Here is a 13,095-nt window from a genome sequence, read left to right as displayed (position 1 = left end):
GCACCCGCATCAAGCGCCCACACTTATCGGTTGTTTAATTGTTAAAGAGCGGTACTGCTAAATTCTGTACTGCCTGCTTTCCCAGCCGCTACGCTTTCGCGTCGCTTGCTGTGTCAGCAACTAGCACCTATCGAAACATCAGGGTTAACCCTAACTTTTCGGTAACTGCCAAGCCTGAAACTATAACACAATTTTTGCAGATTATGCAACTGGCTTCTGCCTAATTTGCATCCTATCTTGCAAAACCACAAAACGCTTGCCTGATCGTTTCGCGGCGATCTTGCCGGGCAACTTCCATCACCCCACCAGACCTGCTGCGCGCCGGCTGCTGCCTGAGCAACTACCGAACTTGCTTCCTGCTTTGCTTCGCTGCTCAACAAACTGTTTGAACTGCGAAGGAGCGAGACTATAGCACAGAATTTAAACATGTGTCGTCAGCATGACACCTATTTTGCAGAAAAGTGAATTTTTTGAGGGACTGCCCCCTATATACAGAAGGGCCGCGCTCCCGTTCCCTATATATATAGAGGAACGCAAGAACCGGGCAGGCAGCGGCCCCGCCCGGCTACAGGCGCAGCTCGGTCGTTTCCTTGATCTGCTGGAGCGCAAAGAAGGATCTCATGTCGACCACGGCCGGATGGCGCATGAGCGTGTCCATCGCGAAGCGCGAAAAGTGCGCCAGGTCCGCAACCTGGATGCGCAGCAGATAGTCCATGTCACCGGACATGGCGTAGCACTCCACGACCTCCGGCCACAGCTGCACGTCGCGCGCGAAGTCGCTCATGGGCGCGTGGCTGGACCCGCTGTGCTTGTTCAGCCGGATATTCACGTAGGCCAACAGGCCGAGGCCGACTTTCTCGGCATCGATCAGCGCCACGTATTTCTTGATGAAACCCTTCTCCTCCAGCCCCCGGACTCGGCGCAGGCACGGGCTGGGAGACAGGGAAACGCGGTCCGCCAACTCCTGGTTGCTCAGCCGGCCGTCGCGCTGCAGCTCCGCCAGAATCCTTAGATCTGTCCGATCAAGCTCGATTTCAGACATTTTTAGCCCTCAATTTCCAATTGACAGCAATATTATTGCCCAGACAACCGGCTTTCGCGACATGTTTGCAATTGTCTGCCTGCCTTTCCTACCTACAATCTCCATCTAGACTTGAAGGACAAGTCGTCCTTAAAACAATGCAAGGGAGCAGACTGATGAGCAGCGCATTCCAACCCTGGGACAACCCGATGGGCACCGCCGGGTTCGAGTTCATTGAATACGCCGCGCCGGACCCCGTCGCGCTGCGCAAAGTGTTCGAGTTGCTGGGGTTCAAAGCCATTGCCAAGCATCGCCACAAGGATGTGACGCTGTACCGCCAAGGCGGCGTGAACTTCCTGATCAATGCCGAGCCGGATTCTTTCGCCCAGCGTTTCGCGCGCCTGCATGGCCCGTCCATCTGTGCGATCGGCTTCCGCGTACAGGACGCCAACGCCGCGTACAAACGCGCACTGGAGCTCGGCGCCTGGGGTTTCGACTCGCACAGCGGCCCGATGGAACTGAACATCCCCGCAATCAAGGGCATCGGCGATTCGCTGATCTACCTGGTGGACCGCTGGGCCGGCAAGGATGGCCACGGCGGTATCGGCGACATCAGCATCTATGACGTAGACTTCGTTCCCGTGGACCCGACAAACGCGCAAGTGGACCTGAACCACCGCGGCGCAGGCCTGACGTTGGTGGATCACCTGACGCACAACGTGCACAAGGGCCGCATGGCCGAGTGGGCCGAGTTCTACGAACGCCTCTTCAACTTCCGCGAAGTGCGTTATTTCGATATCGAAGGCAAGGTGACGGGCGTGAAGTCCAAGGCCATGACCTCGCCCTGCGGCAATATCCGCATTCCGATCAACGAGGAAGGCACGGAAGAGAAGGGCCAGATCCAGGAATATCTGGACCTGTACCGCGGCGAAGGCATCCAGCACATCGCCATGGCCACGGAAGACATCTACGGCACGATCGAAGCGCTGCGCACGAACGGCGTCGTGTTCCTGGACACGCCCGATACCTATTACGAACTGCTGGACCGCCGCCTGCCCAACCATGGCGAGGACGTGACGCGCCTGCTGAAGAACCGCATCTTGCTGGACGGCGCCCCCGGCGGCGGCCTGCTGCTGCAGATCTTCACGGAAAACCAGATCGGCCCGATCTTCTTCGAGATCATCCAGCGCAAGGGTAACGATGGCTTCGGCGAAGGCAATTTCAAGGCCCTGTTCGAATCGATCGAACTGGACCAGATGCGCCGCGGCGTGGTGAAGTCCGTCGACTGAACATCGGACCCGAACCCGGAAGCCCTTCCCCGGCCAGGCCTCCGGTGCGCAAGCACCGGCGCCGGCCTTGAAACCTCACCTCGGTGAGGTTTTTTTTGCGCCGGCGGCACGCGGGATTGCGCTTATTTCTGCAGCCGGTCCTGAAACTGCTTGCGGAACTTGGCGACCTTGGGCGCGATCACGAACTGGCAATAACCCTGCTCGGGATGCAGCGCAAAGTAATCGCGGTGATAGTCTTCGGCCTGCCAGAACCTGACGGGTGCCAAGAGCCTGGTCACGATGGGCGCATCATAGACCTTCTGCGCCTCGACCTCCGCGATGACGGCTTCTGCCTGCTCGCGCTGAGCCTCGTTCTGCCAGAAGATGGCGGATTCGTACTGCGGGCCGACGTCGTTGCCCTGCCGGCCCGGCGTCGTTGGATCGTGGGTTGCGAAGAATACGCGCAGCAAATCGCTATACGACAGCTCGGCGGGATCGAATTCGACACGCGCGACCTCGATGTGGCCGGTGTCTTTGCCGCACACCTGTTCGTAGGTGGGATTATCCACGTGGCCGCCGCTGTAGCCGGGCAGCACGCTCTTGACGCCGCGCAGCTCGGTAAACACCGCTTCGACGCACCAGAAGCAGCCGCCGCCAAGTACGGCGACTTCATTGCCCGGGGAGGGTTGTTCTGCCATGACGATTCCTTCTTTCTTAAGACTACGGCTTGGGAGGCGCCAGCGACAGGATCCACTCTGCCAGCAGGCGGGCGTCTTCCTGGCTGACCTGCGTCTGGGCCGGCATCGGAACGGCGCCCCAGGCGCCGCGGCCGCCACCGCGGATCTTGCCCGCAAGATAATCCACCATCGCGTCGCCCTGCCCCGCATAGCGCTCGGCCACGCTCTTCAGGGGCGGGCCCACCCGCTTGGCCTCGACTTGGTGACAGGCCATGCAGGCCTTGTTCTTGGCGAGATCCAGGCCGGTGGTTTGCGCATGCACCGCGCTTGCGCCCAGGACGCAGGCGACGCCCAACATCAGACTACTCTTCAAATGCATCGGTTACTGCCCCACGGCTCGCGGTGCTGGCGAGCTTGCCGAATTTGGCAAGCACACCGCGTGTATAACGCGGCTTGGGCTGAACCCAGGCCTGGCGACGAGCCGCCATTTCTTCGTCGCTGATATTGAGCTGCAACAGCAGCTGGTGGGCATCGATGGTAACCGAATCGCCCTCCTGAATCAGCGCGATGGGGCCGCCGACGAACGCCTCCGGCGCGACATGCCCCACAACCATGCCCCAGGTGCCGCCGGAGAAGCGCCCATCGGTGATGAGCCCCACCGTTTCCCCCAGCCCCTGCCCCACCAGCGCGGACGTGGGCGCCAGCATTTCACGCATGCCCGGACCGCCCTTGGGGCCTTCATAGCGGATGATCACGACGTCGCCGTCCTGGATCTGACGGGCCATGATGGCCGTCATGGCATCGTCTTCGGAGTCGAAGACGCGGGCGGGGCCCGTGATCACCGGATTCTTCAGCCCGGTGATCTTGGCGACGCAGCCTTCCGGCGACAGGTTTCCCTTGAGGATGGCCAGGTGGCCCTGCGGGTACAGCGCGCGATCCAGCGGCATGATCACGTCCTGATCGGCGCGCGGCGCATCGGGCACGCCGTCCAGGGTTTCGGCAATGGTCTTGCCGGTGATCGTGATGCAATCGCCATGCAGCAGGCCCGCGTTAAGCAGGAGCTTCATGACCTGCGGGATGCCGCCGGCGCGATGCAGGTCCGTGGCGACGTACTTGCCCGAAGGCTTCAGATCGCACAGCACCGGGACGCGCTTGCGGATGCGCTCGAAATCGTCGATGGTCCATGGCACTTCGGCGGCGTGGGCGATCGCCAGGAAGTGAAGCACGGCATTGGTGGACCCGCCAGTGGCCATGATGACGGACACCGCGTTCTCGATGGACTTGCGCGTGATGATGTCGCGCGGACGCAGCTGGCGCTTGACCGCTTCTACCAGCACACGCGCCGATTCCGCCGCCGACGCGACTTTTTCCTCGTCCTCGTTGGCCATCGTGCTGGAATACGGCAGGCTCATGCCCATGGCCTCGAACGCGGAGCTCATGGTGTTGGCCGTGTACATGCCGCCACAGGAGCCAGAGCCAGGGATCGCGCATTTCTCTATCTGCTTGAAATCCGCTTCGGGCATGCGGCCCATCGTGTATTCGCCCACGGCCTCGAAGACGGAGACGATGGTCAGGTCGTTGCCTTTATAGTGGCCGGGCTTGATCGTGCCGCCGTAGACATAGATGCCCGGCACGTTGGTCCGCGCCAGCGCGATCATGCCGCCCGGCATGTTCTTGTCGCAGCCGCCGATCACCACGACGCCGTCCATCCACTGGCCCTGCGCCGCGGTCTCTATGCAATCCGCGATCACTTCGCGCGACACCAGCGAGTACTTCATGCCCTCGGTGCCCATGGACATCCCATCCGAGATCGTGGGCGTTCCAAACACCTGGGGATTCGCGCGGGAAGCGCGGATGGCGTCGATGGCGGCGTCGGCCAGCCGTTGCAGGCCGCTATTGCAGGGCGTGATCGTCGAGTGGCCGTTGGCCACGCCGATCATGGGGTTGTCGAAATCGGTTTCCTGGTAACCCAGCGCGTAATACATGGCGCGATTGGGCGCGCGCGCGACGCCGTGAGTGATATGGCGGGAACGTTCGTTGTGCGGCATGGTCTGTGTCTCCTGTCGGCCATCGGGCGCGGACATGGCGGCCGCACCCAAGGAAGCTGGCTCGCTTGCTCGCGAATCTTCAGGGCTCGCCGGTTATTATCATTCAACTTCATTGTGTCGGGCAGAACATGCTGCAATATCCGAAATTCGACCCCGTCGCCCTGCAGATCGGGCCGCTTGCCATTCACTGGTACGGGCTGATGTATCTCGTCGGCTTTGCCCTGGTGTACCTGCTGGGCCGCCGGCGGATCACCAGCGGCCACACCACGTCGCTCAATGTGCGCGACCTGGAAGACCTCATCTTCTATAGCGTGCTGGGCGTGGTGCTGGGCGGGCGGCTGGGCTATGTGCTGTTCTACAAGCCCTCGTACTACCTGTCGCATCCCCTCGAGGTGCTGTACCTGTGGCAGGGCGGCATGTCGTTCCACGGCGGCCTGATCGGCGTGATCCTGGTGATGCTGCTCTTCGCACGCAAGAAAAAGCTGCCTTTTTTCGCGGTCAGCGATTTCATCGCGCCGCTGATCCCGCTGGGACTGGGTTTCGGCCGCCTGGGCAACTTTATCAATGGGGAACTGTGGGGCCGGCCGACCGACGTGCCGTGGGCCATGGTCTTCCCGGACAGCGGCGACGGCCTGCCGCGCCACCCATCGCAGCTCTATGAACTGGGCCTGGAAGGCATCGTGCTGTTCGCGCTGCTATGGTGGTTCTCGAGCAAGCCGCGTCCGTTGGGCCAGGTGAGCGGGCTCTTCCTGATGGGCTACGGGACGTTCCGCTTCCTGGTGGAGTTCACCCGCGAGCCGGACAATTTCCTGGGCCTGCTCGCGGGCGGACTGAGCATGGGACAGTGGCTGTCCCTGCCGATGGTCGCCCTGGGCGCCCTCATGTTCAGCCTTACTGCAAAACGATCGTCCCGTTGACCGCGATGCTGACCGTGACGTCTCCCGCTTCCAGCGGGACGTCCGGGCTGTAGCCGGCCGACGCATCTTTCGCCATGGCTGCCCCCATCATGCGGGGCATGGGCACTGGCCCGCCCGAGCCGCCCAGCTCCAGCTTGCTCAGTCGGTAGCCCGAAAAGCCAAAGGCGTTCGCGGCCGCCAGCGCGCGGTCCTTGAAGGCCTGCGCGGCCTCTTTGAGCAGCTTGCGCTCCTCGGCCTCGCGCGCCTCGCGCGACAGCAGGAAGCCGATGTTGGAAATGGCGGTCTTGTCCGACAGTTTGGAAGCCAGGGCGGCTGCCGCTTCGAAGTCCTTGGATTCGAGGATCACTTCGCCCTGACCACGCCACGAAGCGATCTTGCCCTTGCTGCTGGTATTGGGCCAGACGTTGTAGCCGCCCGTCCGCACTTCCACACCCTTGACGTCGCGCGCGCGCTTGACCACGTCATCCAGCGCGGCGGTCAGTTTCTTGCCGGCACCAGGCTGATCGGGCGCTTCGACTTCCGCGGATAACGAGATCCGGACCGTGTCCTGCTTGACCTCGGAAGACGCCGTGGCCTGCAGGGTGAGTTCGGGAGCGCGGCTGGTGGAGGCTTCCGCGGCGACAGGCGCCTGCGCCTGCGCGTAGGCGGGCTGCACGGCGGCAAGAGCGGCCACGGTTGCGCACGCCGCACCCAGTTTGGTCAGCGAAAAGACGGAGTGTTTGAGCATGGACAGGTCCTAGAAGGAGGACGGTGGGGAGGGAGGAGGCGCCCGGCGCGGACCTGCGCTCATGGCAGGCCCGCTGGGATAGATGCCCCGCCTGTGCCGTCAAGGCCGGCATCTCGAACCCTGAGGTTCAAGGTGGTCGCGTTCCGAAGAGCGTCGGGTTCGTCTACAGGAGACGATCACTCCAGCTCTGCACTCCCGCAACCAATATGCCATAAGACATAGGTTCAGAGAATGTATGGCCTAGTCACGAACACGGCAGGGACAAACTGAAAAATCTTGATTACAGCGATGAACTACAGCTTGATGAACGTTAGAGCAGCTTTTCCTGACCCGACAAGGCGTCATCGAGTACTGCGTTCATGTCCTCGATTCTACGCTTGAAGTCGCCGACCGCCAAACCGCCCAAGGGGCCATCGGGCGCTTTCATTGCAAGCAGCTCGCCCGCGATCTGCAGTGCGGCCATCACGGCGATGCGTTCATTGCTCGAGACCTTGCCCGTGCCTTGAATGCGCAACATCAATTGATCGACGTGGCGCACGGCCGCGACCAGGGTCGGCTTCTCATCCACCGAGCACGCCAGGGAATAGTCGCGCCCCAGTATGGTTACATCTACGCGTTCCATCAGTGTTGCTCTCCAGACGGCGCGCCCGGCAAGCGGGCCAGCACGGCGTCGATGCGCTCGCGGGCCGAAGTGGCGGCCACGCGCAAGCGCTGTAGTTCGGTGTCGCGGGTCTGCAGGTTGCCCTGCAGTTCGGTTTCCCTTGCGGAGAAACGCGATTCGAGCGATTGGCGCTCGGAGGTCTCGCGGGCCAGTTGTTCGCGCAGTGCGACTTCGGCCTGCTGAGCCTGCTCGAGCATGACGCTGACAGCGCCGTCGTGTTCCTGAAGCTTGCTTTGCAGCGTGACGATCTCGGCCTCGCGCTCGGCGGCGCGTTGCTTCAGCACGTGCTGTTCAGCTTCGGTTTCATTCAGACGGGCGCGCAACGCGTCACGCTCTGCGTGGAGTTGGCGGGTGCGTTGCACCAGTTGCCCGATGCGGGCAGCGAGTTGGTCTAGATCTTGCAGCATGGGCGCTATCGTAAACCATCCTGGGTTGTTGGGGGCCTCTTCACGCAAGGTGAGAAACCCGGCAATATTCAGTAGGAATTACAGCGGTGATTTCGGAATGCGACCTTACCCGATTCCAGCGCGGGGGATAAGGCCTTTCTCCCCGGTGCCGCGATCGCGGCGCGGACTTGCGGCAGGAATCCGGCATCTGGCCGATCCTGCTTTCGCATTTCTTTCTATAAACTTTCACTTAGCTTTCAAAAAGCCCTCAAACTTCCTGCCTCGTTACAACTCGGGGTCGGGAGTTCCCCAATTTTAGGGAAAACCCCAGGCTTTCACCGAGCTTACAGGGTTTGCAGCGTGGCAGGCGTCCATTACCATTCGGCCTTTCAAGAATCCACGCCGTCGCTTTCAGAAGAATAAATGGCACGCCGAAGTGCCTTTTTTGTGCCTGTCACCCACCTTTCGGCGGGACCTCCGGCTACAAACCCTTTTTATCTACATGCTGTAAACAGGAGCCAACCAATCATGCAGCTACGCAATCGACAGGACTTCTGGTCGGGGGTGATGTTCATCGCCCTCGGACTGGGATTCGCCTGGCAGGCCAGCAGCTACCAAATGGGTACTGCCGCACGGATGGGCCCAGGGTATTTTCCTTTCTGGCTAGGCATTGTTCTGGCATTGCTGGGCGCCATCGTGCTGCTTGGCTCGCTGTCCAAGAAAGCCCATGAAACGCACATCGACAAGTTCGACTGGCGCATCGTCTTCCTGGTGGTCGGATCGGTCGTGCTCTACGGCTTCATCCTCAAGCTGCTGGGCATCTATATCTCGGTGTTCGTACTGGTTGTCGTCAGCAGCCTGGCCAGCCACGAGTTCAGCCTGAAAGTCGCCGTCGCCAACGGCATCTTCCTGGTGATCTTCTCGTATCTGGCATTCGTCAAGGGGCTGGGGCTGATTTTCCCGCTGTGGCCGTCCTTCCTGGGCATGAACTAAGGAGCATCCGGCCATGGAATTGTTAGATCACCTGATGATGGGTTTCTCGGTCGCGTTCACGCCCGAGAACCTCGCCTATGCATTGCTGGGCTGCATTCTGGGTACGCTGATTGGCGTGCTGCCGGGCATCGGCCCGGTTCCGACCATCGCGATGCTGCTGCCGATCACGTACGTGCTGCCCCCGGTGGCCGGCCTGATCATGCTGGCAGGCATCTACTACGGCGCCCAATACGGCGGCTCCACGACGGCCATTCTCGTGGCGCTGCCAGGGGAAACGTCCGCGGTGGTGACCGTGCTGGACGGCCACCAGATGGCCCGCAACGGCCGCGCTGGCGCCGCCCTGGCAATCGCTGCCCTGGGTTCGTTCTTCGCAGGCTGCGTGGCTACTCTGCTGCTGGCCGGTTTTGCGCCCCCGCTGGCTGAGGTCGCATTCAAGTTCGGCCCCGCCGAGTACTTCTCGCTGATGTGCCTGGGCCTGGTTGGCGCCGTGGTGCTGGCCTCGGGCTCGCTGCCCAAGGCGATTGCGATGATCCTGCTGGGTCTGCTGCTGGGCATGGTGGGCACCGACGTGAACTCGGGCGTTGCACGCTACGACTTCGGCATCCCCGAACTGCAGGACGGCATCGACTTCGCCATCGTGGCCATGGGCGTGTTCGGCTTCGCCGAAATCATGACCAACCTCGAGCAGAAGGAAAACCGCGTCGACATCACCGACAAGATCGGCTCGCTGTATCCCAACAAGCAGGAATTCAAGGAAGCCGCTCCCGCAGTGCTGCGCGGCACGGCCCTGGGTTCGGCCCTGGGCATCCTGCCGGGCGGCGGCGCCGTGCTGTCGTCGTTCGCGTCCTACACGCTGGAAAAGAAGATCTCGAAGAATCCGGAGCGCTTCGGCAAGGGCCACCCGGCCGGCCTGGCTGGCCCGGAGTCGGCGAACAACGCCGCCGCCCAGACCTCGTTCATCCCGCTGCTGACGCTCGGCATCCCGGGCAACGCCGTGATGGCGCTGATGGTCGGCGCGATGACCATCCACAACATCCAGCCCGGCCCGCAGGTCATGACGAGCCACCCGGAGCTGTTCTGGGGCCTGATCGCCTCGATGTGGATCGGCAACCTGATGCTGGTGGTGCTGAACCTGCCGCTGATCGGCCTTTGGGTCAAGCTGCTGAAGGCGCCCTACCGCATCCTGTTCCCGGCGATTCTGGTGTTCTGCACGATCGGTGTGTATTCGTTGAACTACAACACCTTCGACATCTTCACCACCGCCATCTTCGGCATCATCGGCTACGTGTGGTCGAAGCTGAAATGCGAAGGCGCGCCGCTGCTGCTGGGCCTGGTCCTGGGCCCCATGATGGAAGAAAACTTCCGTCGTGCCCTGCTGCTCTCGCGCGGCGACTTCACCACCTTCGTCACGCGTCCGCTGTCGGCTTCTCTGCTGGCGGTCGCCGTCTTCCTGGTGATCCTGGTGGCCCTGCCCGCCATCCGCAAGAAGCGCGAAGAAACCTTCGTGGAAGAAGAATAAAACCCAGCGTGCCGCCAATCGGCGGCCTCGCCCCCAAAACCCCGGCCTGGTCCGGGGTTTTTTTTCGCCCCTGCTCAGGGAAAATATTGCTAATCAATACAACACGATACGGATTGCTCCAGAATCCGGATCATCTACGTTAAGCTACGGGTTTACCCCACGCGATGATTCGAGATGAATTTCAACTGGAACAACCCCTATCCCAGCACCCGCCGGCCGGTGTTTGCCCGCAATGTCGTCGCCACTTCGCAGCCGCTAGCCGCCCAGGCCGGTCTGCGGATCCTGGCTCGTGGCGGCAATGCGGTCGACGCCGCTATCGCCGCGGCCGCCACGCTGGCCCTGACCGAACCAGTCAGCAACGGGTTGGGATCGGATTGCTTCGCGATCATCTGGGACGGCTCGAAGCTGCATGGGCTGAATGCCTCGGGCACCTCGCCGGCAGCCTGGAACCTCGATTACTTCCGCCGCAAGCACCAGGGCGCTATCCCGGCCCGGGGCTGGGATAGCGTCACCGTGCCAGGCTGCGTGGCGGGCTGGGCCGCCCTGCACGAAAAGCTGGGCAGTCTGGCGTTCGCCGAGGTCCTCGAACCCGCCATCGAATACGCCGAGCGCGGCTTTGCCGTGTCTCCGGTCGTGCAGGAAAAGTGGGCGGCGCAGGCTGACATCCTGCACCCGCAGCCGGGCTTCGCGGACCATTTCCTGCCTCGCGGCCGCGCGCCCCAAATCGGCGAGCACTTCGTCCTGCGCGGGGCCGCGGCCACGCTCAAGCGCATTGCGGCCACCGGGGGCCGGGACTTTTACGAAGGCGAAACGGCGCACAAGCTGGTGGCGCATGCACAGGCGCACGACGCCGCGCTGACGCTGGCCGACCTGCGCGACTACGCGCCGCAATGGGTGTCCCCGATCAGCCAGTCATACCGCGGCCATACGCTGCACCAGATCCCGCCCAACGGCCAGGGCATCGCCGCCCTGATCGCCCTGGGCATTCTGCAGCACTTCGACGTGGCGGCCCGCCCCGTCGACCATCCCGATACGCAGCACCTGCTGATCGAGGCGATGAAGCTGGCTTTCGCCGACGTCTACGAACACGTGGCCGATGCGCGCCACATGCGCCTGACGCCCGAACAGATGCTGCAGTCCGGCTATCTGGCCGAGCGCGCGCGCCTGATCGATCCCGGCGCGGCCCAGGCCTTCGCCAGCGGCCATGCGCCGCGGGGAGGCACGGTCTACCTGACCGCCGCCGACAGAAACGGCATGATGGTGAGTTTCATCCAGTCGAACTACATGGGATTCGGTTCCGGCGTGGTCGTGCCCGGCACCGGCGTCAGCCTGCAGAACCGCGGGCATTGCTTCAGCACCGACCCGTCCCACCCCAACGCGGTGGCCGGCGGCAAGCGGCCTTTCCACACCATCATCCCCGGCTTCCTGATGCGCGACGGGGCCCCCGTGATGAGCTTCGGCGTCATGGGCGGCAATATGCAGCCCCAGGGGCAGGTGCAGGCGCTCGTGCGCATGCTGGACTACGGCCAGCAGCCGCAGGCCGCCTGCGACGCGCCTCGTTGGAAATGGAACCACGGGCTGGCGGTGGACCTGGAGGCCGGCATGGCGCCGGCCATTGCCCAGGGCCTGCGGACACGCGGCCATGTCCTGGAAGGCCTGGAAGACCCCTACATGGACTTCGGATCGGGTCAATTCATCTGGCGCCTGGGCGATCCGGCCGTGGATGGCTACGTCAGCGCGAGCGACTGCCGACGCGACGGGCTCGCCGCGGGCTTTTGATTGCGTTAAGGTTAGTGTCCTCAGACTGACCTTACCCTCATTGAGCGGAGTTCCCTGCATGGCAACGATCGGTACCAAGAGCTACGACGCGGTTGTAGCCCAGAAAGTCACTTTCCTCGGGTTGGGCGTGATGGGTCTGCCCATGGCGGGCCATCTGGCCCGCGCAGGGCACGACGTCACCGTCTACAACCGCACGCCGGCGAAAGCCCAGGCCTGGGCGGCCGAATTTGGCGGCAAGAGCGCGGCCACGCCGCGCGAAGCCGTCGCGGACGCGCAGATCGTCTTCGCCTGCGTCGGCAACGACGACGACCTGCGCAGCATCGTGCTGGGGCCGGACGGCGCCTTCGCGGGGATGGCGCCCGGCGCCGTCTTCGTCGACCACACAACGGCATCGGCCGACGTGGCGCGCGAACTCTATGCGCAGGCTAAGGATCTAGGCCTGAATTTTGTGGATGCTCCCGTGTCGGGCGGACAGGCGGGTGCAGTCAATGGCGTGCTGACCATCATGTGCGGCGGCGAGCAGGCGGTGTTCGATGCGATCAAGCCGGTGGCGCAATGCTTCGGCCGCGCGGTCACGCTGGTCGGCCCTCCCGGCGCCGGCCAACTGGCCAAGATGGTCAACCAGATCTGCATCGCCGGCATCGTGCAAGGGCTGTCCGAAGCCGTGGCCTTCGGACAGGCGGCCGACCTGGACATGAAGCTGGTGCTGGACGTGATCAGCAAGGGCGCCGCACAAAGCTGGCAGATGGAGAACCGCGGCGGCACCATGGTCGACGACAAATTCGACTTCGGGTTCGCGGTGGACTGGATGCGCAAGGACCTCGGGCTGGTGCTGGCCGAAGCCCGCCACAACGGCGCGCGCCTGCCGCTGACCGCCCTGGTGGACCAGTTCTATGGCGACGTCCAGAAAATGGGCGGCGGCCGCTGGGATACGTCCAGCCTGATCAAGCGCCTGCGCGACTGAGCCCCGCAAGTCGGCAAGCAAAAAAGCGGCGCACCGGCGCCGCTTTTTTTTCACTCGCTGACCCGTCCTGAATTTGGTTGACACCTTTTTGAGAGAAAAAAGGAGAGTCAATTGGAATCAAGGATCAAGCGAACC

13 protein-coding genes and 1 other RNA gene are annotated in these 13,095 nt (G+C 62.9%); 6 read left to right on the top strand and 8 right to left on the bottom strand.

The annotated features are described in order from the left end of the window. Window positions 1-565: 565 nt before the first annotated feature. Entirely contained in the window at window positions 566-1,042 is a 477-nt protein-coding gene (locus AGI3411_RS29715; protein WP_129530888.1) for an Lrp/AsnC family transcriptional regulator, read from the bottom strand. Window positions 1,043-1,197: 155 nt separating this feature from the next. Here AGI3411_RS29715 and hppD point away from each other — a divergent pair, with 155 nt between their 5' ends. After that, entirely contained in the window at window positions 1,198-2,310 is a 1,113-nt protein-coding gene (gene hppD / locus AGI3411_RS29710; RefSeq protein WP_129530887.1) for a 4-hydroxyphenylpyruvate dioxygenase, read from the top strand. Window positions 2,311-2,432: 122 nt separating this feature from the next. On the opposite strand, the gene msrA is transcribed toward hppD, so the two are convergent. From msrA to ilvD, 3 genes are read right to left on the bottom strand one after another with little or no spacing between them, the layout of a single operon-like run. Next, window positions 2,433-2,987: a peptide-methionine (S)-S-oxide reductase MsrA gene (gene msrA / locus AGI3411_RS29705; RefSeq protein WP_129530886.1), complete on the bottom strand. Its 555-nt coding sequence runs from the start codon at window positions 2,985-2,987 to the stop codon at window positions 2,433-2,435. A gap of 22 nt (window positions 2,988-3,009) precedes the next feature. Continuing rightward, window positions 3,010-3,345, bottom strand: coding sequence for a c-type cytochrome (locus tag AGI3411_RS29700; protein WP_165359317.1), 336 nt, complete (start codon window positions 3,343-3,345; stop codon window positions 3,010-3,012). Further along, a complete protein-coding gene (gene ilvD, locus AGI3411_RS29695; RefSeq protein ID WP_129530885.1) occupies window positions 3,329-5,014 on the bottom strand; it encodes a dihydroxy-acid dehydratase in 1,686 nt (561 codons plus the stop codon). Before ilvD ends, AGI3411_RS29700 begins: the two co-directional genes overlap by 17 nt. A gap of 128 nt (window positions 5,015-5,142) precedes the next feature. Between ilvD and lgt the strand changes: the two genes are divergently transcribed. Next, window positions 5,143-5,931, top strand: a complete 789-nt coding sequence (gene lgt, locus AGI3411_RS29690) for a prolipoprotein diacylglyceryl transferase (RefSeq protein WP_129530884.1) — start codon at window positions 5,143-5,145, stop codon at window positions 5,929-5,931. On the opposite strand, the gene AGI3411_RS29685 is transcribed toward lgt, so the two are convergent. The 4 genes from AGI3411_RS29685 to AGI3411_RS29670 form a co-directional block, all read right to left on the bottom strand. Next, the gene (locus tag AGI3411_RS29685; protein ID WP_129530883.1) at window positions 5,906-6,658 is read right to left on the bottom strand and encodes an SIMPL domain-containing protein; all 753 of its coding nucleotides are present in this window, start codon (window positions 6,656-6,658) and stop codon (window positions 5,906-5,908) included. The genes lgt and AGI3411_RS29685 overlap by 26 nt on opposite strands. Before the next feature lie 80 nt (window positions 6,659-6,738). Further along, window positions 6,739-6,923: non-coding RNA, 6S RNA (gene ssrS / locus AGI3411_RS29680), on the bottom strand. 45 nt (window positions 6,924-6,968) lie between these two features. Continuing rightward, window positions 6,969-7,280, bottom strand: coding sequence for a cell division protein ZapA (locus AGI3411_RS29675; protein ID WP_129530882.1), 312 nt, complete (start codon window positions 7,278-7,280; stop codon window positions 6,969-6,971). After that, the gene (locus AGI3411_RS29670; protein WP_165359316.1) at window positions 7,280-7,726 is read right to left on the bottom strand and encodes a hypothetical protein; all 447 of its coding nucleotides are present in this window, start codon (window positions 7,724-7,726) and stop codon (window positions 7,280-7,282) included. Before AGI3411_RS29670 ends, AGI3411_RS29675 begins: the two co-directional genes overlap by 1 nt. Window positions 7,727-8,233: 507 nt before the next feature. On the opposite strand from AGI3411_RS29670, the gene AGI3411_RS29665 reads away from it, so the two are divergent. From AGI3411_RS29665 to AGI3411_RS29650, 4 genes are all read left to right on the top strand, one after another. Next, window positions 8,234-8,698, top strand: a complete 465-nt coding sequence (locus tag AGI3411_RS29665; RefSeq protein WP_129530880.1) for a tripartite tricarboxylate transporter TctB family protein — start codon at window positions 8,234-8,236, stop codon at window positions 8,696-8,698. Window positions 8,699-8,711: 13 nt separating this feature from the next. Beyond that, the gene (locus AGI3411_RS29660; RefSeq protein ID WP_129530879.1) at window positions 8,712-10,217 is read left to right on the top strand and encodes a tripartite tricarboxylate transporter permease; all 1,506 of its coding nucleotides are present in this window, start codon (window positions 8,712-8,714) and stop codon (window positions 10,215-10,217) included. A gap of 174 nt (window positions 10,218-10,391) precedes the next feature. Further along, window positions 10,392-11,996, top strand: coding sequence for a gamma-glutamyltransferase family protein (locus AGI3411_RS29655; RefSeq protein WP_129530878.1), 1,605 nt, complete (start codon window positions 10,392-10,394; stop codon window positions 11,994-11,996). Between the two features lie 58 nt (window positions 11,997-12,054). Further along, on the top strand, window positions 12,055-12,960 hold the full coding sequence (locus AGI3411_RS29650; RefSeq protein ID WP_129530877.1) for an NAD(P)-dependent oxidoreductase: 906 nt from the start codon (window positions 12,055-12,057) through the stop codon (window positions 12,958-12,960). The last annotated feature ends 135 nt before the right edge of the window (window positions 12,961-13,095 follow it).

It is taken from the genome of Achromobacter agilis (assembly GCF_900496965.1).
Taxonomy (GTDB): domain Bacteria; phylum Pseudomonadota; class Gammaproteobacteria; order Burkholderiales; family Burkholderiaceae_B; genus Achromobacter; species Achromobacter agilis.
Note: the sequence above shows the minus strand (reverse complement) of the source record. Positions and strands in the feature narration are given on the sequence as shown.

Excerpts from the sequence above, each read along its gene's own strand:
- AGI3411_RS29685 (WP_129530883.1), bottom strand. The coding sequence starts at position 6,658 with ATGCTCAAACACTCCGTCTTTTCGCTGACCAAACTGGGTGCGGCGTGC.
- AGI3411_RS29675 (WP_129530882.1), bottom strand. The coding sequence starts at position 7,280 with ATGGAACGCGTAGATGTAACCATACTGGGGCGCGACTATTCCCTGGCG.
- AGI3411_RS29700 (WP_165359317.1), bottom strand. The coding sequence starts at position 3,345 with ATGCATTTGAAGAGTAGTCTGATGTTGGGCGTCGCCTGCGTCCTGGGC.
- AGI3411_RS29715 (WP_129530888.1), bottom strand. The coding sequence starts at position 1,042 with ATGTCTGAAATCGAGCTTGATCGGACAGATCTAAGGATTCTGGCGGAG.
- AGI3411_RS29670 (WP_165359316.1), bottom strand. The coding sequence starts at position 7,726 with ATGCTGCAAGATCTAGACCAACTCGCTGCCCGCATCGGGCAACTGGTG.
- lgt (WP_129530884.1), top strand. The coding sequence starts at position 5,143 with ATGCTGCAATATCCGAAATTCGACCCCGTCGCCCTGCAGATCGGGCCG.
- ilvD (WP_129530885.1), bottom strand. The coding sequence starts at position 5,014 with ATGCCGCACAACGAACGTTCCCGCCATATCACTCACGGCGTCGCGCGC.
- hppD (WP_129530887.1), top strand. The coding sequence starts at position 1,198 with ATGAGCAGCGCATTCCAACCCTGGGACAACCCGATGGGCACCGCCGGG.
- AGI3411_RS29665 (WP_129530880.1), top strand. The coding sequence starts at position 8,234 with ATGCAGCTACGCAATCGACAGGACTTCTGGTCGGGGGTGATGTTCATC.
- msrA (WP_129530886.1), bottom strand. The coding sequence starts at position 2,987 with ATGGCAGAACAACCCTCCCCGGGCAATGAAGTCGCCGTACTTGGCGGC.
- AGI3411_RS29660 (WP_129530879.1), top strand. The coding sequence starts at position 8,712 with ATGGAATTGTTAGATCACCTGATGATGGGTTTCTCGGTCGCGTTCACG.
- AGI3411_RS29655 (WP_129530878.1), top strand. The coding sequence starts at position 10,392 with ATGAATTTCAACTGGAACAACCCCTATCCCAGCACCCGCCGGCCGGTG.
- AGI3411_RS29650 (WP_129530877.1), top strand. The coding sequence starts at position 12,055 with ATGGCAACGATCGGTACCAAGAGCTACGACGCGGTTGTAGCCCAGAAA.